This is a genomic window from Ruminococcus sp. RTP21198st1_G1_RTP21198_201120 (genome assembly GCF_040924265.1).
Taxonomy (GTDB): domain Bacteria; phylum Bacillota; class Clostridia; order Oscillospirales; family Ruminococcaceae; genus Hominimerdicola; species Hominimerdicola aceti.
Window position 1 is genome coordinate 111,198 of the sequence record NZ_JBCOMH010000004.1, and the last position, 20,757, is coordinate 131,954.

Below are 20,757 nucleotides of genomic sequence, written 5' to 3' on the forward strand. Positions count from 1 at the left end.
GCTTTTTCGGGAGTGTGGCTACACTCCCTATGCTTGCTACGGTATCTCCCTCACTACTACAACGGCGGCACAGCCGCAATTTGGCAAACCATAGGCAAACTTTTTCAAAAGAAAAACGCCATGAACTACCCGTTCATAGCGTTCCTTACACCGTATTCAATTTTCTCCCTCGCTGTCTGCTCTTGCGTCCAGCAGTGCTTGTGCTGTTGCCGTGAGGATTTTGATTTCCGCATCTGTCAGCTCGTCCAACAGGGTTTCAAACTGCATACGCTCCGTAGACTTGCCCTCCATAGTTTCACCATGAAGAATCTGATCCACAGAGATATGATAGCGGGACATCAACTCTAAGAATACCTGTACGCTTGGATGCTGTCCCTTGTTTTCAATGTTGGCGAGATAGCGCGGCGAAATAAACAGCGCGTCGGCTGCCTTATTCCGAGATTCTTTTTGTTTAGTGCGCCCAGCTTTGATTGCTGCGCCATACGGCTTAAAGTCGATTTTCGCAACAGGGCGCTTCTCTTTCTTCGCTCTTTTAGGCATATTTAATCACCCTATTACATTCTACTGTTCCCCTTTCTTACGGAATATGCTTTATATATTCATGGTAATGGCTTAAATAATTCACATTTCATTTCTTGCGATCATTCGGCTGACCGTATATAATAAAAGCTGAATTGATTTGCAGGAGGAATTACAATGCTTGAATATATCTCCGCCCCAGAAGCGGCGAAAAAGTGGGGCATTTCTGAGCGACGGGTTCAAAAACTGTGCGAGGAAAATCGCATACCGGGTGTGGCAAAGTTCAGCCGTATGTGGCTGATACCAAAGGACGCTGAAAAGCCTGTTGACGGTAGAAGAAAAAATAAAACATTGTGAGGTTTCTGTGACATTTGGGTGCTACACTGAAAATGAAGGAGTGTGATATCATGCGAATTTTAGTAGTCGAGGATGATCGGCTTTTGAATCATACTTTATGCTATAACTTGAATACTGCGGGCTATGCGGTGGATTCTGCGCTGACAAAATCAGCGGCCGGTAGTTTCTTGACAGAGCAGGACTATGACCTAATTGTGCTGGATGTAAATTTGCCGGATGGGAACGGTTTTGACTTCTGCCGGGAGGTAAAAGAACGCCGTCCCGATACCGCTATTATCTTTCTGACCGCAAATGATATGGAAAGCGATATGCTCAAAGGGTATGAACTGGGCGCAGAGGATTATGTGACAAAACCTTTCCCTATGAGCGTCTTTCAAAAGAAACTGGCGGTGGTGCTGGGGCGGCTGACAAAACAACATGGTGGTGATACTTATGAGGATGGCACACTGACCATCAATTTTTCAGAGATGAGTGCTGCCCTGTCAGGAAAGCCACTTACATTCACCCCACTGGAATATCGACTTTTGAAAATCCTGATGAAAAATCCACAGATCGTTTTGACGCGGCAAGTCTTGTTGGAAAAACTGTGGGACGCAGACGGAAATTTTGTGAATGAACACGCTCTGACTGCGGCTATCAGCCGGGTACGAAACAAAATCGAAACACCCGACCGTCAGTACATCAAAACGGTATATGGTATGGGCTATATGTGGATCGGAGGGGCGCTGAAATGAATGTGCGAAAACTTTCCGTCAACAAAGCCTGTATCTTTTTAGCTGTTCTCCTGCTGGCGGCAATGGTGACGGTTTCAGTGGCTTTATATGCGTTGACCCAAGATATAACCGCTGTTTGGTATGTACTATTGTTCGGCATCTTTGTGCTGTTTTGCTCTATTTGTTTTATGGTGCTGGTTCGCCGCAAATTGGCGATGTTCTCCGATGCTTTTTGCAGTTTGATGGATGATATGTTGTCCGGGAATATGCAGCCGAAACAGACTGTGGAAGAAGAAAGTCTTTTCTATAAAATTGAATATCGGTTGAACCGTTTGTATGAAGTCGTGCAGGAAAACAAGAACAGCATTGCACAAGAGCGGGCTGACTTGCAAGAACTTATTTCTGATATTTCCCATCAGGTCAAGACCCCGATTGCGAACTTGAAAGTGATTAACAGCACCCTGCTTGAAAATGAAGTCCCTGTGCAAAAGCAAAAAGAGTTTCTTACAGCACAGGCCACCCAACTTGATAAGCTGGATTTTCTCATGCAAGCTATGATTAAAACCTCGCGTCTGGAAACAGGTGTCATTTCTCTGGAAAAGAAAAGCCAGCCGCTTTATGACACGCTTGTCGCCGCATTGGGAGGTATTCTTCTGAACGCCGAGAAAAAACAGATCAATGTTCAAGTGGACTGCCCGGAGAACTTGGTCGTTTCCCATGACAGAAAATGGACAAGCGAAGCACTGTTCAATATTTTGGACAATGCAGTGAAATATACGCCGGAGGGCGGTCAAATCCGTGTTTCGGTTGAAAGTTGGGAAATGTATGTGAAAATCGACATTGCAGATACAGGCATTGGCATTTCAGAACAGCATCAGGGAGCAATTTTCAAGCGTTTCTATCGAGAGGACATCGTACATGATGTAGATGGAATTGGTATTGGTCTATATCTGGCTCGTGAGATCGTAACCTTGCAAGGCGGTTATATCCGAGTAACATCCGAGGTTGGGAGGGGTTCAACTTTTTCCGTCTTTCTGCCTCGACAATAAAATAAGTACGCTAAAAAACAAAGTTTCCCGTGACATTTCTGTGAGGTTTACCTTTTATGATAGAGCCATCAAAAAGAAAGGGTGGTGTTCTATATGAACATATTACAAACGACAGATTTGAAGAAATATTACGGCACCGAACCGAACATTACAAAAGCATTGGATGGCGTGACTCTATCCATTGAGGAAGGTGAATTTGTTGCCATTGTTGGTACTTCTGGCAGCGGTAAGTCTACTTTGCTGAACATGATGGGCGGGTTAGATACGCCAACTTCCGGCAGTATTAAAGTAAAAGGGAAAGAATTATCGAAACTCAAGGATGAACAGCTTACCATCTTCCGCAGACGTAACATCGGGTTTATCTTTCAGAATTACAATCTTGTTCCTGTGCTGAATGTCTATGAAAATATTGTCCTGCCGGTGGAGCTGGATGGTGATACCGTGGACAAGCGGTTTATGGATGAAGTCGTGAAAATGTTGGCTCTCGATGGGAAGCTGAACAGTATGCCTAACAATCTGTCCGGCGGCCAGCAGCAGCGTGTAGCGATTGCCCGCGCCCTTGTTTCCAAACCAGCTATTATACTTGCAGATGAACCGACAGGCAATTTGGATAGCCGGACAAGTAGTGATGTTCTTGGTTTGCTGAAAGTTACAAGTCAGAAGTTCCATCAAACGCTTGTAATGATTACCCATAACAATGAAATTGCCCAGCTTGCCGACCGAATTATCCGTATTGAGGACGGAAAAATCGCACAGTGACAGGGGGTGACATTGATGGATGATATTTTATTTGGGAACAATAATCAGGCAACAATCAATCGTCTTGCCAAAAGAAGCTACCGCGCTAATAAGCAGAGAAATGTTTTCGTTACCATCGCATTATTCTTGACCGCCTTTATGATTACATCTGTGTTTAGTTTGGGGTGCAGTTATTTTGAAACCTATCAAATGCAGCAAATTCGTGCGATGGGCACGACTGCGGATGTGGCAATTACAAGTCTCTCAGAAGAACAATATGAAGAATTGAGCCGATCCAGCTTGGTATCCGTAGTTGGTGTCAGTCAGAGATTGGGCAGCATTGATACATCTGGAATGGACGATGCCCTGCTGAGTATTACTTGGATAGACGAAACAGAATGGCAAGAACACCGTGTACCAACAATTTCGGATATACACGGAGATTATCCGCAAGCAAAAAACGAAATTATGCTCTCTACATGGGCTTTGCGTGCAATGGGGATTGATGATCCACAGATAGGGATGAATATTTCCCTTTCCTATCAACTCGGAACAGATTATCAATATATCTCCGATGAATTTGTTTTGTCGGGCTATTACACAGATTATTCGGCTTCGCGTGCAGGCAACCGTGGTGCCGCTTATGTTTCGAAGCTTTTTGCAACACAAACAGGGCTTCCCTTTGATAGTGTGTCTACCGCAATGATTTCTTTTTCTGATGACAGTAATGCCCTGCGATCCTGTGAAAAACTAAAACGGAAGATTTCGTTTACAGAAAGTCAGTCCTTTGAAATTGTACCTATTGCTCAGAGCAATTCCACCACCATTGTTCTTCCACTGGCTGCTATTATCGTCTTTATCATTATCAGCGGCTATTTGCTGATTTATAACATTCTGTATATCTCAATTTCAAGAGATACACAATTCTATGGACAGCTTAAAACGATAGGCACGACAAAAAGACAAATCAAGCGGATCGTGCGTTCTCAAATATTCAGAACGGCGGTGATCGGTATTCCCAGCGGCCTGATTGTTGGTGGTATTGTTTCGCTTGGATTTGTTCCGTTTGCCATGAATATGATGTACTCAGGCGATACAGACCTTGGGGAGATAGTGTCCTTTTCCCCCATTATTTTTGCGGGTGCCGCAATCTTCACATTTTTTACTGCAATCATCGGCAGCATGAAACCAGCGAAAATAGCTGCAAGTATTTCTCCTGTTGCGGCTTCACGCTATACAGAGGCAAATACAAGGAGTTACCGAGATCATAAGAGCCATAGAACAAAATTATCCCGGATGGCACGAGATAATATTTTTAGAAACCCTAAAAGCGCTTTCCTTACTTTTGCGTCCTTATTTTTAGGCTTAATATTGTTTTTGGTTTCTGCTGGTCTACTATCAAGCCTAAGTCCCAACAATTTTGTAAATCAATGGGGAGAAAGTGATTTCGCATTGACTTACAGCATTTCCGAAGAAGGAAACCTGCTCTCTGATGAAATGTTGCAGCAAATTGCAACAATGCAGGGAATTGAAAATCTGCGCGTCACTTATTCCGCTTCACCGTGGCCCACTATGGATGTCATTTACGACGAAAATGTATTCGGGAAATATATTGATTCCTTGGATTGCGTATCAGGTCTTGATTTTTCAAATGCGGAAACACGAAAAAACTATACAGATAATTTTTGGAGCGGCGTTTACGGAATAGATTCCAGATATATCGAAGAACTTAATAAAACGCTTGATAAGCCTATTGACTTAACCGCCTTTGAAAAGGGAGAGTTGGTGGTTTTGTCCGCTATGACGGATGATGAGGGAAACCCATTGATTCAGCCAGGGCAAGCAATCACCGTTGTCGGTGAGTCCGGGGAACAGGTCTTTACAGTGGCAACTGGCTTTCTGGACGCTGATTTTCAGAGTGGTCGAGGAAATGAGAGAGGTACTGCCCCTGATTTGTATATCAGTGAGCAGGCATTAGAGAAGTTGTCTGGAGAAACCAAAATCTTTCGGATTGCTTTTGATACTATTGATAGCAGTTATGACAAAGGGATTATGGAGCAGCTTCAATCCATTACTGCTTCGTCACCGGGCATTACGATTCTGTCACGATATGAAAAGCAGCAAGAAATGGCCGGATATTTGCTGACCTCAAGGATTATAGCCGCAGGGTTGTCCGCTGTATTTTTGCTGATAGGAATTATGAATTTCATTAACACAATGGTTGTTAGTGTAAATACTCGGAAACATGAATTTGCAACACTTGAAAGTATAGGAATGACGAAAAAGCAAATTAGAAATGTATTGCTTTGGGAAGGCGGGTATTATTGGAGTATTTCTTTCCTACTGCTTGCCACACTGGGAACAGCGATATATATTCCAATATACTCAGCCTTTAGAAGAATGGTTCCTTATGCAGCTTTTCACTATCCTGTAATTTCTCTGTTGGTTGTCGCAGCTATTGTTTTGCTGGTCTGCTTGGCAACCCCCGTCATAACTTTCATGCAAAATGTTAAGCAAAGCGTTGTAGAGAGACTGCGGCAGAATTAAATATTTGCGATGAAAACCGGGAGATTATTCTCCCGGTTTTTCAAATCTCACAGGTTCGTGAGATTTCAGCCCATTATTCTGTCGAAACAGCGTGTGTCGGTGACATTTCTGTGAGGATTGCTTGTTAAGATAAGCGCAAAAGGAACAAGCTGCCGCACGACGGCAAAAGAAAAAAAGCCGTCGTACAGCAGCCATTTGACACGCCCATTTGAAACGGCGGCTTTGATTTCAGAGCCGCCGTTTCTTTGCATTTACACAAACCAATGACGACTTGCAGGGACACGGCAACCGATGGGAGGTTATTTTGTCGTGTCTACTTTACTATTCTATTTCTCCTGTGATCTGCACCAGTCAAAAAAAGCTCGTACCCGCCATCGGGGTATTCCGGGCATTGGTATGAACACAGGAATCATGTAAATAGATTTTATAATTCTTCTGCGTCTGTCTGCGTTTTGCAGACAGGCGCTTTTTGTCATTTTCTTAGGTTCTGTGTTGGCTGTCGATCACCTCCTGTTCCTATTTCTCACAGAGCAACGATGAAACAGGAGGTGCAGCGCATGGATTCTTCCTAAAGAATTTTTTCAAAAAATTTTCTGCGCGTTTGCCAGAACGCATGATGCAGACCGTAGTAGTGGCGAAAGGGGAAGAAAACCGTATCACCCGCCTTTGCGGACGCGAAGGGAGGTGAATACATGAAGCCTCATTCGCACGAAGAACATATCCAGCACTCCTTTGATGCGTTCTGCAAAAAGGTACTGCGGAACGAAGCGCGGGACTATCAGGACGCGCTGGCACGGAAAAGAAACCGAGAGGTCTATTTTTCTGAGCTGCCCATCGAAGTGCTGGAACAGTTCGCTGTCCGTGACACCTATTTCACGGATAGCCGCACATTTGAAGTCATCGGTCATTCGGTTTGTATCGACGATGAAACGCTGGCGGAAGCAATCTCCGCTTTGCCTGTTGACCGCAGAGATATTATCCTGCTGTCCTACTTCCTTGATATGTCCGACGCTGAAATTGCAAATGTGCTGAACATGGTGCGCCGTTCCGTTGCCTATCGCAGGACAAGCACCCTAAAGCTGCTGAAAAACCTGATGGGAGGAGAAAACAGATGACAAGTCAATCGAAGAATAACCGTCTGTTGCCGCTGACCGTCATTGAAGCGGCTGCTGGCGGTGACGTGGAAGCGATCAACGCCGTTCTGAAACACTATGCAGGGTACATAGCCCGTCTGTCGATGCGTGAGCTTTACGACGAGTACGGCAATCCCCATCTCTGCGTGGATGAAGAACTGCGGCGCAAGCTGGAAACGAAGCTCATTACCAAGCTGCTCACATTCCGCGTGAGATAACCGACGCCTGACAGAAACGTGTTTTTCCCCCTTTCCTCGTTTCTGTCCGATGCACCTTGACAAATATGCCCGCAAGAGAACGGCGGCGCATCATAGGCAAAACGGGTACGTTCCTTTTGCGCCGAGCTGGGCGGCTGGTACGCCATGACGTATATCCGAGAGGATATGCCGAGCGACAAATACCGAGCCGTAACGCAAGTGTGGCAACTTGCAGGCGATGACGCGCAAAACACATAATGATACGACCTTACAGCCATAGTCCGAGCGTTCAAAGCGTCGCAGGCGATGGGTAGGGCTGCACGAGAACCGTGCGGGGGTGAAACTCCCTTGGAGCTGCGCCAGCAGCCGTCCGTTTTGTTATTTTCCCTTTTGTAGTTATTTCGTTTCCCATGAAAGGGGGATTTGTTTCTATGGAAACAACCATGAAGAAAACAACGTCCCCGATTGTACGCGAGTACAAGATCGGGGATATAACGTATATCGTCAAGGCCGTCGTCAAAGACGGCGCGAAAGAGGACGCCGTGACAAAGGTGCGCCGCCTGATTCAGAATGACTTGCGGGGTAAAAAAGTTACAAATAATTTTGAACCCGCCTAATGACGGCGAGCGAGATCCCTGGTATAATATAAATAACCTGTTTGTCCGGCTGCCGGAATAGGAGGCAACATGAAAAAGCAGCCCGACAAAATCACCGCATATTACTACCGTGCGGCGAACAAACAAACAGACCTGAACCTTGACAATCAAATGCACCGACTTTTGAGCCATGCGCAGGAAAGCGGAGCGGACACCTATATGTTCTTCATGGACAATGGGTACAACGGCCTGACCGCAGAGCGTCCGGCGTTTCAAAATCTGATTGCAGAAATCCATGAGAACCGCGTGCAGAAAATCGTTGTCGTATCGCTTGACCGACTTTACCGCAGCTATCTTGCAGCGGTGGAGTTCCTTGATGATATGGAGCAGCGTGGTATTCCGATTTACTCCATTACAGACGGCGATCTGCCCCTTTGCCGAAATCTATATCACGGCATTGTCAACGCCTACCGCAATTCTTCCGAGAAAGGCGGTGAGTGCAGATGACAGGATTTACCTTTCAGAGCTTGACGCCGCAGGACAGTTTAAGCAATGAGCTTCGCAGCGTAATCCGCGATAATGTCTTGCAGTTCTATGCCAAGGGGCTATCTACGGAAGCAGAGGAAGAAGGTCTGACCGCTCTGTATGAGCGACTTTCGCAGGAAGATAAGCTGGATGGTGAAAGCAACTCCATAGCGAACCAGAAGAAGATTCTGGAACGCTACTGCAAGGATCACGGGATTACCGCCTACCGCCATTATGACGAGGACGACGGTTATTCCGGCACAAACTTCAACCGTCCGGGCTTCCAGCGTATGCTTGCCGACATCAAGGCAGGGCGGATCAAGCGCGTCATCGTAAAGGACATGAGCCGCTTCGGGCGCGATTATCTCCAAGTGGGAATGTATACCGATGTTGTTTTCCCGGAGTTTGGCGTTCATTTCATTGCCGTCAATGACGGCGTGGACAGCACACGCGGCGAAAGTGAGTTTACCGCGATCCGCAATGTGTTCAACGAAATGTATGCCCGCGATACCTCTAAGAAGATTCGCGCTACATGGCAGAGCAAAGGCAAGTCCGGCGAGCATTTGACGACCATTCCGCCCTATGGCTATATGAAAAGCCCAGAGGACAAAAAGAAATGGATCGTCGATGAAGAAGCCGCAGCCGTCGTACAGAAGATATTCTCCCTGTGTGCGTCCGGCAAAGGCCCCACGCAGATTGCTAAATGGCTCAAACAGCAGCAAATCTTGAACCCAACCGCCTATTGCCATGCGAAAGGTCTGCCGACCAGCAACAAGCCAACAGCAGATCCGTACAAATGGACAAATGAAACGGTTTCCCGCATTTTGGAGCGCGTAGACTATCTGGGGCATACCGTAAACTTCAAGACTACAAAGCAGTCCTACAAGAGCAAGAAGAAAATCTGGAATGACCCTGAGAATTGGGTGATTTTTGAGAACACCCAGCCGCCAATCATCGAGGAAAGCGTGTTCCTGATTGTTCAGAACATTCGCAAGGCGCGTCGCCGCCCTACCAAGATGGGTGAAATGGGTATGTTCTCCGGGCTGCTGTATTGCGCAGAGTGCGGCGGCAAAATGTATCAATGCCGCGCTACCAACTTTGCAGAGAACCAGAAATACTTCATCTGCTCCACCTACCGCAAGGGCAAGGATCTCTGCACGACCCATTCTATCAAGAACGTCGTGCTGCATGAAATTGTTCTGCGAAATCTGCGGGAAGCAATCTCCTATGTTTCAGAGCATGAAGCGGAGTTCATTCAGGACGCAGCCGAGAGCGATATGCGGGACAGGGATGCCGAGTTTGTTCGGAAGCGCGAAACGCTGGCAAAGGCGGACACGCGGATTGCAGAGCTTGACCGCATTATCTCCCGACTGTATGAGGACAACGTGATTGGAAAACTGTCAGACGAACGGTTTATCAAAATGTCCCATGACTACGAGCTGGAACAAAGCAACCTGAAATCAATGGCAGAAGTCCTGCGCAAGGATCTGAAGCAGCAGGAGCAGCAGAAAACCAATGTTAAGGCGTTTATCGCTGCCGTGAAGAAGTACACGGATTTGCAGGAGCTTGACGCGGCTGTTCTCCGTGCTTTCATTGACAGGATTGAAGTTTCTCATGTTGACAAGAAATCCAGAACACGGGAAATCACCATCGTCTATAACTTCATCGGTGCATTTGACTTCACACGGGCAATCGAAAATGCCCGCAACACAAGTAAAAAAGAGCAAAGAACGGCATAGCCGTTAAGCTACACCGTTCCTTGCTTCAATGTTTTCCTAAGTCACCGCCGCATTTGGGAGGGTTTTTGTTTTCGGCAAATTTCACAAAACATTTTTGCAGTATATGTAGGGGACGGCGCTCTCGACGTCCCGCTTTTGCGTTTTTGAAAGGCTTGTTTTTAACACGTTTTAGCATAGTAATATGATACTTTGTGAAAATTTGACAAAAGATAAGATATACTATATAATAGAGATTGTATGACTATTTTTACAGGAGAATTATTATGAACGAAAATAAAAACAGAGCAACCTTTCAATCACGATTGGGATTTATACTTGTATCCGCAGGGTGTGCCATTGGTCTTGGCAACGTGTGGAAATTTCCATATATCTGCGGACAAAACGGCGGCGGAGCTTTTCTGTTCCTATACCTTATCTGCCTTGTGCTGTTGGGTCTTCCAATACTCATATGTGAATTTGCCATAGGCAGAGGAAGCAACCGAAGCCTTTCTCAGGCTTTCAACCGACTTGAAAAGCCAGGTAGCCGATATCACTGCACAAAATACACGAGCATTGCAGGAAACTATCTGCTCATGATGTTTTACACAATGGTCACAGGCTGGATGTTATACTACGCTTTCAAATACGCCACTGGCTCGTTGGACGCTTCAAGCACAGCGGCAACGGCTGAAGCTTTTAAGGATATGCAGGCTTCCCCGTGGCTTATGCTTATATTCTCGGCTATCGTTATCATACTTTGTATCGGTGTTTGCGCACTGGGATTGCAAAACGGCATTGAAAAGGTAACGAAATTTATGATGATACTGCTTATGGCGCTCATGGTGGTGCTGGCGGTGAACTCTATCAGGCTGAAAGGCGCTTCTGAGGGGCTTAAATTCTTTCTTGTGCCGAACTTTGATGTCTTTAAAGAAAAGGGCTTCACATCAGTGCTTTTTGCCGCAATGACTCAGGCGTTTTTCACACTAAGCATAGGCATAGGCACAATGGAGATATTCGGAAGCTATTTGAAAAAGGACCGCACTCTTGTAGGCGAGTCTGTGAACGTTATCGTTCTTGACACTGCCGTGGCTGTCGTTGCGGGACTTATCATAATCCCTGCCTGCTTTGCATACGGAATCGAGCCTGACTCAGGTCCGTCACTGCTTTTCATCACTCTGCCTAACGTTTTCCACCATATGGCTTCAAGCCGTTTGTGGGGAATATTCTTCTTCATCTTCATGTCATTTGCGGCGCTTTCCACCGTTATCGCAGTGTTTGAGAACATTATCACAATGTCAGTGGAACTGTGGGATTGGAGCAGAAAAAAATCACTTATTGTAAACCTTGTGATGATACTTGTGCTTACAATGCCTGCTGTGTTTGGATTTAACCTGCTGAAAAATATCCAGCCAATGGGCGCAGGTTCGACTATCATGGACCTTGAAGACTTTTTGGTATCATCAAATCTTCTGCCGCTTGGCTCTCTTGTGGGAGTGCTTTTCTGCGTTCGCAAAAACGGCTGGGGCTGGGAGAACTTCATCAAGGAAGCCAACACTGGCAAGGGCAAGCATATCCCTAACTGGCTTCGCAGCTACATGGCCTACGTTGTGCCTGCACTTATCTGTTTCATCTACCTCAAAGGATACTATGACACATTCTCAAACAGAAGTCTGCCGGTCCTTATAGGCTGGATGTGCTTTGCGGTGATACTTCTTGTGCTGATATTCTGGGCAGCTTTCTCAAAAAGCAAAAAAAATTTGGAAAATCCTATTGACAAATAGAAAGTTTGGCTATATAATAAACCTTGCGTGATGTTTCACGAAAATTCGTATAATGATAAACGCTATAAAAATAAACTAAAAGGTGGTGGGTGAAATGAGAAATATTCTTTTTGATCTTCTAAAGACTAACGAGAATATAAGCCTTACAAACAATGTAAGTTCAATAAGCCTTTCAGATGTCATTTTGCCTGCCCTTATTACCAAAAGCTAATGAGATTTTTATCAGCTTTCTGGATATTATACTGCAGAACTATTGCGACCTCTGATATCAGGTATCAGAGGTCTTTTTTTGACCTGTTATAGGCAGTTACATTATGCGAATTTACAGAATTATATCGGAAGAATATGAAATTTATCCCGAAAAGGAGGGAATACATGAAGTTTTTTGACGTTTTGCCACAGCTTGCAGAAAACGAACTGCTAAAGCGTGGAGTTATGACTGACGAGCTGCTTTACTGCGTAAAAGCTGACCTTGACGGTGAGGGCGGATATGTGGACGTATACATAACTTTCACAAAAGACACCCTTTGCATACTCCGTGGCTATGAAGAATACGGAAAAATGAAGCGTGGGCAGAAGAGAAAAAATCTCGTAAGCTTCACAGTATCAGGCTATGATGAATACCCCATAGACAGCATTGAAGAAATGTATGTTGACCGCTATGCAAATTCCGCAAGACTTATGATAAAGGACAAGTCAGGCAAGGAATTCCCTATAGCGAGGTTCTCACTTGGCTTTGCTGACAAATTCGAGAAATTCAGCCAGCGTGTGAACTGCACAGCCAAGAACGAGCCTATCGACGACCGCCTGTTGGAAGGAGTAAAGACCCACTGTCCTACCTGCGGTGAGCCTTATCCTGACCCTAACCGCCCTGTCTGTCCGAGATGTGTAGACAGACGCTCGGTGTTCAAACGCCTGCTTTCTATGTTCGGTGAATTTAAGGGTGCGGTATTTCTCATACTGCTCACCATAGTTTTAAGCAACGTTTTCGCAGTGCTTTCGCCGATATTCGGTTCACAAATGCTCTATGATGATGTGCTTGCGGAAAACGGAAAATACTATGGCAAGATACTCATGATAGTAATGCTCATAGTTGGCATAAACATTGCAGGAATGATAATGCGTATCATTTCAGGCATTATAACCTCAAAGGTCGTGCCTGTTGTTACGCACCGGCTTAGAGTGAAGATATTCTCCTCAATGCAGCGGCTTTCCCTTGACTTTTTCACAAGCAAGCAGACAGGCTCGCTTATGTCGAGAGTCGACAGAGATAGTCAGAACATCTACTGGTTTTTCACGGACATAGTACCATACGGACTTACAAACGTGGTAAAGATAGTGGGCATTGCGGTGATAATGCTCACAATTTCGCCGCTTCTGTCACTTGGTATAATCCTCACTATCTCGGTGATAGAGATAGTTCAGCACCAATTTTACAAAAGCCAGCGCAAGCTTTACCGCAAATATGACGTTGCAATGCGTTCTGCAAACTCGGTTCTGTCTGACGTTATGAACGGTCAGCGTGTGGTAAAGGCTTTCGCCCGTGAGGACAGAGAGATAGAACGCTATAGGGTAAAAAACACTGACGCATTTTTGATAAACTCAAGGATAAACTCACGAATAGCAAACACTATCCCTGTTATATGGACGTTCTATAGGATAGTGAACAAGCTTGTTTTCTGCCTTGGCGCAGTGCTTGTTATAAAAGGTCACATACTATTCGGCGCACTTTCAGCACTTATTTCCTATACCGAAATGGCGATGGATCCTATCAACTTTTTCACATGGATAGGCGACCGCTGGGCAAAATGTATGGACGCTGCATCAAGAATGTTTGAGATAATGGACGCTCTGCCTACTGTAAAAGAGGACGAACACCCTGTTCACATGGAAAACATGAGGGGCGATATCGAGCTTAAAAATGTATCCTTTGAATATGAAGCAGGACATCCTATCATAAAAAACGTTTCTTTCAAGGTGCAGGCTGGACATATGTTTGGAATCGTTGGTAAAACGGGCGCAGGAAAATCCACTATCATAAACCTTATGGCAAGGCTTTATGACGTAACAGGCGGCGAAATAACCATTGACGGCGTGCCTATCAGGAAGATAGCTTTTGACGATCTGCGCAGAAATATCGGTATAGTTTCACAGGAAACTTTCCTTTTCATAGGGTCGATAGCTGACAATATCCGCTATGCAAACCCTGACGCCGCCATGGAAGAAGTTATCGAAGCGGCAAAGTCCGCAAACGCACATGAGTTTATAACAAAGCTCCCTGAGGGCTATAACACTAAGGTCGGCGAGGGCGGAATATCCTTGTCAGGCGGTGAAAAGCAGAGAATATCTATCGCAAGGGCTATCATTCAGAAGCCTAACATACTTATCCTTGACGAGGCGACCGCTTCCATGGACACAAGGACAGAGCGAAAGATACAAGCCGCTATCGACAATCTGAAACAGGGCAGGACGATTATTTCTATCGCACACCGCCTTTCAACTCTCCGTGACGCTGATATGCTCTGCGTTATCGAAAATGGAGAGCTTAAAGAAATGGAAACACATGACAAGCTCATAAAAGAAAAAGGCAAATATTTCGAGCTTTACAAGCTGCAATCTGAAGCACTGCAGTTCATAAACGAATAGTAAGGAGATGAACACAATGGCTGAAAATATTACTGCTGAGCAGGAGGTCTACGAGGTCGATAAGCTGACCTTGCTTGACTGCAAAAAGATACGCCTTGCAAAGGAAGAAAGCGGTTTTCTTACCCTCGATTATGAGGGCAGGACTTATCACAAGGTAAACCCCACAAGGCTCATACCATTTTACTCAAAGACCACCTACATAAGCCTTTCATACGAAAATTCCGAAAAAGAGTTCCGTGAGATAGGCGTGATAAAAGATATGGCGGAGCTTGACGATGAGCAATACAAGCTTCTTGACAGTTATCTTGAATACAAATACTATATGCCTGAGATAACAAAGGTCTACAGCATAAAGGACAATATGCGTGGTGCGATCTTTGTCAAGGCTGACACAACTTCGGGACAGAAAACTATCTGTATCCGTGACTGGTATCAGAATTTCAGAATGATAGGCTATGATTATCTCTACGTCAACGACGCAGACGGCAACAAATATTTCTGTCCTGACATTCATAAGCTTGACAGAAAGAGCCGTCAGGTGCTTGAAATGTACACCTAAAAGGTGTTAGACCACACTGAAAGGAGTGTGAAAAATGGATCTAAAAACTTCCCTGCCGCAGAATGCCCCGGCAGACATTGTTTACTCTCTGCCTGCAAACTTCACCTGTAAGGGCGACAAAATGGACGGACATTTCTGCGTGACAAAAGAAAAGATATACATTTACAACGGCAGTGAGATAACACTTGAATACAGCATAAACGATTTCTCCGAGTTTGAGTGCAAACAGCAGATAGGCACTTCAATGGCTCAGGGAACGCTGAAAAGCGGTGAAACTATCTGCTTCTGCGGTTTTTCGCAGGATCAGTTTCTCAGATACGCCGAGCTTATGAAGCTTCTTGACCACTGTTTGCGCACAGGTGAGCTTATGGAGATAACTGACACGGAAGAGCCTGTATGCCCCAAATGCGGTCTGCCGCTGGAGGGTGCAAAGGAATGTATCTACTGCACAGGCAAGGGCAAGACAATGGTCAAGCTCATAAAACGCATTGCGCCATACAAGAAATATTTTGCGATCGCAGTTATATGCACGATACTTTCCGAGCTTATTTGGGTGCTTGCACCATATCTTGACAGAGTTATAATCGACAAGTATGTTACCCCGAAAAGCACCCATTGGGCAGGCCTTGCAGGAGTTATCATCACTATCGTCACCCTGCTGCTTTTGGCAGGAGTGTTTGAGTTTTTCAACATGAAAAACAGCTTCAAGGTCGCACTCAATCTGGGACGTGACCTTAGGCAGGAGATATTTGAAAAATCACAGCAGCTTTCCATGAACTCCATATCAAAGCGAACAGCAGGCGAGCTTATCAACCGTGTTTCAAGCGATGCCGCAAAGCTTGAGGACTTCATCACTGCAAACGGCAAGGACGCCATAGTAAAAATACTTTCCCTTGTGATAATAGGCATACTGCTTTTTATTATGGACTGGCGGCTCGCGCTTATGACAGTTTTGCCTGTGCCGATAGTTTTCATAATAGTGCAAAAGCTTTTTGACGCCATGGCGATACGCTACACAAAGGTATGGAAAAACGGCGTTTCTCACGGAGAAACTTTGCATGATATTTTAAACGGCATAAGAGTTGTAAAGTCCTACGGCAACGAGGTAAGGGAGATACAGCGCTACACAGAATGTTCCGAACGCTGGGCGAAAAGCTGTGTTCGTGCGGAAATGATGTGGTATCTCACCATTCCTGCCTCAGAATTTATCCTCACCATTGGTAACTTCTTCGTACTATATTTCGGTGGAAACATGATTCTTGACCACACCATGACACTAGGTCAGCTTATACAGTTCACCACCTATGTTGCAATGCTTTACGAGCCTATACGCTGGCTCATACAGATACCGAGAAATCTTGCGGACACCTCAGTTTCCGCAGGCAAGGTCTTTGAGATACTTGACGAGGACACTGACGTTCGTGATTGTGATGACCCTATTGACCTTGACATTCAAGGCGATATCGAATTTGACGGCGTTTATTTTGGCTACAAGGTATACAATCCTGTGCTGAAAGACATAACCTGCAAGATAAACAAGGGCGAAATGATAGGCATTGTGGGACACTCAGGTGTGGGAAAATCCACAATGATAAATCTTATTCTCAGACTTTATGACTGCACGCAGGGAGAGATACGCATTGATGGTGTTAACATAAAGGATATTGCACAGCACAGCCTGCGTTCACAGGTGGGCGTGGTGTTGCAGGAAACTTTCCTTTTTGACGGAAACGTACTTGAAAATATAGCATATGCAAAGCCTGACGCTACCTTTGAGGAAGTAATAAGGGCAGCGAAAATTGCGAATGCACATGACTTTATCACAAAGCTCCCTGACGGCTACAACACCCGAGTGGGCAACAAGGGCTATCAGCTTTCGGGCGGCGAACGTCAGAGAATTGCCATTGCAAGAGCGATACTCCATGACCCTAAGATAATAATACTTGACGAGGCGACGGCTTCTCTTGACACTCAGACGGAAAAGCAGATACAAGACGCTTTGGGCAAGCTCACAAAGGGCAGGACGACAATTGCCATTGCTCACAGACTTTCCACCCTCAGCAACGCTGACAGGCTTATCGTCCTTGACAAGGGCAGACTTGCAGAGTTCGGCACTCACGCTGAACTTATGCAGAAAAAAGGCGTATACTACAAGCTTGTTATGGCTCAGCGCCAGACCACAAAAATGAAAAAAGCCCAACCACAGACCTGCTAGGGTCTTGACAATACCACAGTGATGTGGTAGAATACAATAGTAAAATCTCATATCGGGGAATGATGTTCTCCCCTGGGAAACCTAAACCGCTTATTAAGCTGATGACTTCTGTTTTTTACGCAGGAGTTGTCAGCTTTTTTGATTTTTGGGAGGTATAATTATGTTATTTTCACTGGCTGTGATCTTTCTTGTGGGGCTGTCAGCCGCCGCCACTTTTCAGGCTATCGGTCTGCCAAGGATAATCGGTATGCTTGCAACGGGCATTCTCACAGGCACTTACGTTCTCGATCTGCTGGATCCTAAGATACTTGGCATATCCTCAGAGCTTCGGCAGATAGCCCTTATCATTATCCTTATCAAAGCAGGGCTGTCACTCAATTTGTCCGACCTGAAAAAGGTGGGCAGACCTGCGGTCATGATGTCATTTCTGCCTGCAAGCTTTGAGATACTGGGATATTTTATCCTTGCTCCGCTACTTCTTGGGATAAACCACACGGAAGCCGCTGTTATGGGTGCGGTGCTTGGTGCGGTATCCCCTGCGGTGGTAGTGCCGAGAATGGTGAAGCTTATGGAAGAAAAATACGGCACTGAAAAAAGCATACCGCAAATGATACTTGCGGGAGCTTCATGCGATGATATTTTCGTTATCGTGCTGTTCTCCACATTCGTAACAATGGCGCAGGGCGGCTCTGCAAAGGCGACGGATTTTCTCAATATCCCTGTGTCAATAATCCTCGGAGTGCTTCTCGGCTCGCTGTCAGGGTTTGTGCTTTTCTATATTTTTGAGATATCCTACCGCAAAGGTAACAAAATAAGAAACAGCACAAAGGTCATCGCTATCTTGGGCTTGGCGTTCCTGCTCATGTCAGTGGAAACATTTTTGAAGCCTTATGTGGCTGTATCGGGACTTCTTGCGGTTGTGGCAATGGCTTGCGTGATAAAAATAAAAGCCGACAAAAAAGTGTCTGCAAGGCTTTCAGAGAAGTTCGGCAAGCTTTGGATAGCCGCTGAGGCTGTGCTTTTTGTCCTTGTTGGTGCGGCAGTGGACATACGCTACACCCTTACGGCAGGTGTGGCGGCTGTGCTTCTTATTTTCGGAGCGCTTATTTTCAGAGCCGTGGGCGTATGGATATGTCTTCTCGGCACGAAGCTCACCCTTAAAGAAAAGCTTTTCTGTGTAACGGCATATATGCCAAAGGCGACAGTTCAGGCGGCTATCGGCTCAGTGCCGATGTCCCTTGGTCTGCCCTGCGGAAAGATAGTGCTATCTGTGGCTGTGCTTGCGATCCTTATCACAGCACCCCTTGGTGCAATAGGCATTGACCGCAGCTATAAAAGGCTTCTTGCACACGAGGAGTAAAGTGGCGTAAAATAGGCGATTGCGGCACTCTCTGCACATTTTATGAGTGAATAATTTTTGATTTCGCACATTTTATGAGTGAATAATTTTTGATTTCACACATTTTATGAGGGAATAATTTGAGCATTTGCACATTTCGCGAAAAATTCTGATCACATTGCATAAAAAAAGCGGCACGACCAAATCAAGGCCATGCCGTTTTTCATATCCCTACCCTATCTACAGTTGATGCAAGGTGGTAATAAAAATTTGTTACGATACGCATGTTACGTTGCTGGCAATGCGTTGTCAAATGAGGACTTGAACCTCTGAAACCTGCCCGAAGTTTCTGCCCATAATCAGCACATTCTCTGCTGATAGAGATACATCCACCCTGTAGATATCCCACCCATTTCATCACACCAGTTCTGTTGTCCAGTTCAGCTCCTGAATTTTCTCGTCCACAGTTCTCAGTTCTTTTGCAAGACCGTCAACCGTTTTTTGTATCTCTGACACAGGAACAGTGCTGACTATTTTTATCTCTGTTCTTGTCATTCTTGTGACACGGTCGCTTGCGGTATTCAGAAAATCCCGCAATACCCTTACCTTCTTTTTCAGGCAATCCCTGTGTGCAAGAAGCTCTGTGATAGTCTTGCCCTCGTATACTGTTCCGCTGTTGGTAAGATTTATCCGTGCCACCAGATCTTCAAGACGGACTATCAGCCTGTCAAGCTCCTCCATAAGAGCCTTTGGGTCTTCCGCAGGAACATCGCCCTCCTGCACCTTTGCGTTATTGTCAAGTCTGACTGAGATCGTGTTTATTCTGTTCTGGATATCAGAACGTTCAGCCAATGCAGTTGCAAGTTTCATATAAATTACCTCCTATCCTTTGACAACGCCCACTGTGAAAAGCTTCTTTATAGGCGTGGTCAGGTCACTTTGATTTTTCATAACAACATCTATATCCTTGTAAGCAAAGCGGCACTCCTCAGCCACGTCCTTCTTACTGGTCTTTCCAAGCACCACGTTTCTTTGCCTCAGGTCTACCATAACAGACTCAACGGAGAATTTCTCCTTTGCGCCTGTGCGTGAATAGTTTCTGCCTGCACCATGAGAAGAAGTCAAAAAGCTTTCAGCCTTGCCCATGCCCCTGACTATATAGCTGTTTGAGCCCATAGATCCTGGGATTATAGCGACTTCCCCCTCAGCCGCATGGATAGCGCCTTTGCGGTGTACCCACACGTTCTCACCGTAGTGATTTTCCAGTGCGGCATAGTTATGGTGACAGTTTATCTCGTCACTATAGTTCGGTGTGATACCCGTATACTTCTCAACCTGCTCTGTGAAAATATGCTTTACCTTTTCAAGCATTACCTCTCTGTTTTCAAAAGCAAAGTCCATTGCAAGCTTCATCCAGTTGAGATATCTCTGACCCTCGTCTGTATCCACAGGGAGAAACGGCAAATTATACTCTGAGGGAACAGTTGAAAAATACTTGTCATTCATCTCATGGGCTATCTTGTTGAAATACTGCCCTATCATGTTGCCGAACATTCGGCTTCCCGAATGGAGCATTATACAAGCCATGCCACTTTCGTCTTCCTGTATCTCGATAAAATGGTTTCCACCACCCAATGAGCCAACGGAATAATATCCCTGCTCGATAAATTTCAGCAATTCGCTGTCAGCATTGTATCTTTCTATCTCGCTTTGCGCCTTATCAAGCACGGCAGAAGTCTGTGGCTTGCCGTAGTGACTAAAACCCACCGGGATAGTACGGAGTATATTTCCTACTATCACCTTTATAAGCTCGCCGCTCCCTGTTACAGTGTCACGAAGAATGCTCACAGGGATATCTGTCTGCACGAAAGCCATTCCACAGCCGATGTCAACGCCAACTGCATTTGGAATTACCGTATTTTTGCAGGCTATCACACCGCCTATAGGCATTCCCTTTCCTGTATGAGTATCAGGCATCAATGCGATATGGTCATGGGCGAATGGAAGATTTGCAAGGTTTATCGCCTGCTCAAGACAGCTTTCCTCGATATCGTCTATAGACTCTGTCCATATCTTGATCGGTACTAGCATTTTATCTTTATCATAATATTCAAACATTTTGTGC

Annotated in this window: 18 protein-coding genes and 1 riboswitch; of the genes, 15 read left to right on the forward strand and 3 right to left on the reverse strand. The window is 45.4% G+C overall.

What is annotated here, in order from left to right:
• Nucleotides 1–156 precede the first annotated feature (156 nt).
• Nucleotides 157–540: a helix-turn-helix transcriptional regulator gene (locus AB5627_RS03930; protein ID WP_265290384.1), complete on the reverse strand. Its 384-nt coding sequence runs from the start codon at nt 538–540 to the stop codon at nt 157–159.
• 156 nt (nt 541–696) lie between these two features.
• Here AB5627_RS03930 and AB5627_RS03935 point away from each other — a divergent pair, with 156 nt between their 5' ends.
• The 15 genes from AB5627_RS03935 to AB5627_RS04005 all read left to right on the forward strand — a co-directional run bounded on the left by AB5627_RS03935 (nt 697) and on the right by AB5627_RS04005 (nt 18,653).
• A complete protein-coding gene (locus AB5627_RS03935) occupies nt 697–876 on the forward strand; it encodes a helix-turn-helix domain-containing protein (protein ID WP_195388196.1) in 180 nt (59 codons plus the stop codon).
• A gap of 50 nt (nt 877–926) precedes the next feature.
• Nucleotides 927–1,610, forward strand: coding sequence for a response regulator transcription factor (locus tag AB5627_RS03940; RefSeq protein ID WP_368369679.1), 684 nt, complete (start codon nt 927–929; stop codon nt 1,608–1,610).
• Nucleotides 1,607–2,638: a sensor histidine kinase KdpD gene (locus AB5627_RS03945; RefSeq protein ID WP_265290382.1), complete on the forward strand. Its 1,032-nt coding sequence runs from the start codon at nt 1,607–1,609 to the stop codon at nt 2,636–2,638. The genes AB5627_RS03940 and AB5627_RS03945 overlap by 4 nt, the downstream gene beginning before the upstream one ends.
• Nucleotides 2,639–2,731: 93 nt before the next feature.
• The gene (locus AB5627_RS03950; protein WP_005335790.1) at nt 2,732–3,397 is read left to right on the forward strand and encodes an ABC transporter ATP-binding protein; all 666 of its coding nucleotides are present in this window, start codon (nt 2,732–2,734) and stop codon (nt 3,395–3,397) included.
• A gap of 15 nt (nt 3,398–3,412) precedes the next feature.
• Nucleotides 3,413–5,923 carry an ABC transporter permease gene (locus tag AB5627_RS03955; protein WP_265290381.1) on the forward strand — a complete coding sequence of 837 codons (2,511 nt, stop codon included), beginning with the start codon at nt 3,413–3,415 and terminating at the stop codon, nt 5,921–5,923.
• 692 nt (nt 5,924–6,615) lie between these two features.
• The gene (locus AB5627_RS03960) at nt 6,616–7,038 is read left to right on the forward strand and encodes a sigma-70 family RNA polymerase sigma factor (RefSeq protein WP_022287788.1); all 423 of its coding nucleotides are present in this window, start codon (nt 6,616–6,618) and stop codon (nt 7,036–7,038) included.
• Entirely contained in the window at nt 7,035–7,274 is a 240-nt protein-coding gene (locus AB5627_RS03965) for a helix-turn-helix domain-containing protein (RefSeq protein WP_022287787.1), read from the forward strand. Before AB5627_RS03960 ends, AB5627_RS03965 begins: the two co-directional genes overlap by 4 nt.
• A 410-nt stretch (nt 7,275–7,684) precedes the next feature.
• Nucleotides 7,685–7,870, forward strand: coding sequence for a transposon-encoded TnpW family protein (locus AB5627_RS03970; RefSeq protein ID WP_022287786.1), 186 nt, complete (start codon nt 7,685–7,687; stop codon nt 7,868–7,870).
• Between the two features lie 69 nt (nt 7,871–7,939).
• The gene (locus AB5627_RS03975; protein ID WP_022287785.1) at nt 7,940–8,356 is read left to right on the forward strand and encodes a recombinase family protein; all 417 of its coding nucleotides are present in this window, start codon (nt 7,940–7,942) and stop codon (nt 8,354–8,356) included.
• Nucleotides 8,353–10,113: a recombinase family protein gene (locus AB5627_RS03980; protein WP_022287784.1), complete on the forward strand. Its 1,761-nt coding sequence runs from the start codon at nt 8,353–8,355 to the stop codon at nt 10,111–10,113. Before AB5627_RS03975 ends, AB5627_RS03980 begins: the two co-directional genes overlap by 4 nt.
• 263 nt (nt 10,114–10,376) lie before the next feature.
• Nucleotides 10,377–11,873 (forward strand): sodium-dependent transporter, encoded by a 1,497-nt coding sequence (locus AB5627_RS03985; protein WP_022287783.1) that lies wholly within the window; start codon nt 10,377–10,379, stop codon nt 11,871–11,873.
• 375 nt (nt 11,874–12,248) lie between these two features.
• A complete protein-coding gene (locus AB5627_RS03990; protein WP_022287781.1) occupies nt 12,249–14,519 on the forward strand; it encodes an ABC transporter ATP-binding protein in 2,271 nt (756 codons plus the stop codon).
• 16 nt (nt 14,520–14,535) lie between these two features.
• Entirely contained in the window at nt 14,536–15,078 is a 543-nt protein-coding gene (locus AB5627_RS03995) for a DUF1854 domain-containing protein (protein WP_022287780.1), read from the forward strand.
• 34 nt (nt 15,079–15,112) lie between these two features.
• Complete coding sequence (locus AB5627_RS04000; protein WP_022287779.1) at nt 15,113–17,293, forward strand: ABC transporter ATP-binding protein; 2,181 nt, start codon at nt 15,113–15,115, stop codon at nt 17,291–17,293.
• Nucleotides 17,294–17,339: 46 nt separating this feature from the next.
• Nucleotides 17,340–17,411, forward strand: a riboswitch (Fluoride riboswitch).
• Between the two features lie 42 nt (nt 17,412–17,453).
• Entirely contained in the window at nt 17,454–18,653 is a 1,200-nt protein-coding gene (locus AB5627_RS04005; RefSeq protein WP_022287778.1) for a sodium:proton antiporter, read from the forward strand.
• 396 nt (nt 18,654–19,049) lie between these two features.
• Here AB5627_RS04005 and AB5627_RS04010 read toward each other — a convergent pair whose 3' ends face one another.
• Together AB5627_RS04010 and AB5627_RS04015 are read right to left on the reverse strand one after the other, a co-directional pair.
• The gene (locus AB5627_RS04010; RefSeq protein ID WP_022287777.1) at nt 19,050–19,502 is read right to left on the reverse strand and encodes a DIP1984 family protein; all 453 of its coding nucleotides are present in this window, start codon (nt 19,500–19,502) and stop codon (nt 19,050–19,052) included.
• Nucleotides 19,503–19,514: 12 nt separating this feature from the next.
• A complete protein-coding gene (locus tag AB5627_RS04015) occupies nt 19,515–20,750 on the reverse strand; it encodes an RtcB family protein (RefSeq protein WP_022287776.1) in 1,236 nt (411 codons plus the stop codon).
• Between the last annotated feature and the right edge of the window lie 7 nt (nt 20,751–20,757).

What these genes read in the sequence shown, in the direction of transcription:
- AB5627_RS03930 (WP_265290384.1), bottom strand. Translation starts at nt 540, where the DNA reads ATGCCTAAAAGAGCGAAGAAAGAGAAGCGCCCTGTTGCGAAAATCGAC.
- AB5627_RS03935 (WP_195388196.1), top strand. Translation starts at nt 697, where the DNA reads ATGCTTGAATATATCTCCGCCCCAGAAGCGGCGAAAAAGTGGGGCATT.
- AB5627_RS03940 (WP_368369679.1), top strand. Translation starts at nt 927, where the DNA reads ATGCGAATTTTAGTAGTCGAGGATGATCGGCTTTTGAATCATACTTTA.
- AB5627_RS03945 (WP_265290382.1), top strand. Translation starts at nt 1,607, where the DNA reads ATGAATGTGCGAAAACTTTCCGTCAACAAAGCCTGTATCTTTTTAGCT.
- AB5627_RS03950 (WP_005335790.1), top strand. Translation starts at nt 2,732, where the DNA reads ATGAACATATTACAAACGACAGATTTGAAGAAATATTACGGCACCGAA.
- AB5627_RS03955 (WP_265290381.1), top strand. Translation starts at nt 3,413, where the DNA reads ATGGATGATATTTTATTTGGGAACAATAATCAGGCAACAATCAATCGT.
- AB5627_RS03960 (WP_022287788.1), top strand. Translation starts at nt 6,616, where the DNA reads ATGAAGCCTCATTCGCACGAAGAACATATCCAGCACTCCTTTGATGCG.
- AB5627_RS03965 (WP_022287787.1), top strand. Translation starts at nt 7,035, where the DNA reads ATGACAAGTCAATCGAAGAATAACCGTCTGTTGCCGCTGACCGTCATT.
- AB5627_RS03970 (WP_022287786.1), top strand. Translation starts at nt 7,685, where the DNA reads ATGGAAACAACCATGAAGAAAACAACGTCCCCGATTGTACGCGAGTAC.
- AB5627_RS03975 (WP_022287785.1), top strand. Translation starts at nt 7,940, where the DNA reads ATGAAAAAGCAGCCCGACAAAATCACCGCATATTACTACCGTGCGGCG.
- AB5627_RS03980 (WP_022287784.1), top strand. Translation starts at nt 8,353, where the DNA reads ATGACAGGATTTACCTTTCAGAGCTTGACGCCGCAGGACAGTTTAAGC.
- AB5627_RS03985 (WP_022287783.1), top strand. Translation starts at nt 10,377, where the DNA reads ATGAACGAAAATAAAAACAGAGCAACCTTTCAATCACGATTGGGATTT.
- AB5627_RS03990 (WP_022287781.1), top strand. Translation starts at nt 12,249, where the DNA reads ATGAAGTTTTTTGACGTTTTGCCACAGCTTGCAGAAAACGAACTGCTA.
- AB5627_RS03995 (WP_022287780.1), top strand. Translation starts at nt 14,536, where the DNA reads ATGGCTGAAAATATTACTGCTGAGCAGGAGGTCTACGAGGTCGATAAG.
- AB5627_RS04000 (WP_022287779.1), top strand. Translation starts at nt 15,113, where the DNA reads ATGGATCTAAAAACTTCCCTGCCGCAGAATGCCCCGGCAGACATTGTT.
- AB5627_RS04005 (WP_022287778.1), top strand. Translation starts at nt 17,454, where the DNA reads ATGTTATTTTCACTGGCTGTGATCTTTCTTGTGGGGCTGTCAGCCGCC.
- AB5627_RS04010 (WP_022287777.1), bottom strand. Translation starts at nt 19,502, where the DNA reads ATGAAACTTGCAACTGCATTGGCTGAACGTTCTGATATCCAGAACAGA.
- AB5627_RS04015 (WP_022287776.1), bottom strand. Translation starts at nt 20,750, where the DNA reads ATGTTTGAATATTATGATAAAGATAAAATGCTAGTACCGATCAAGATA.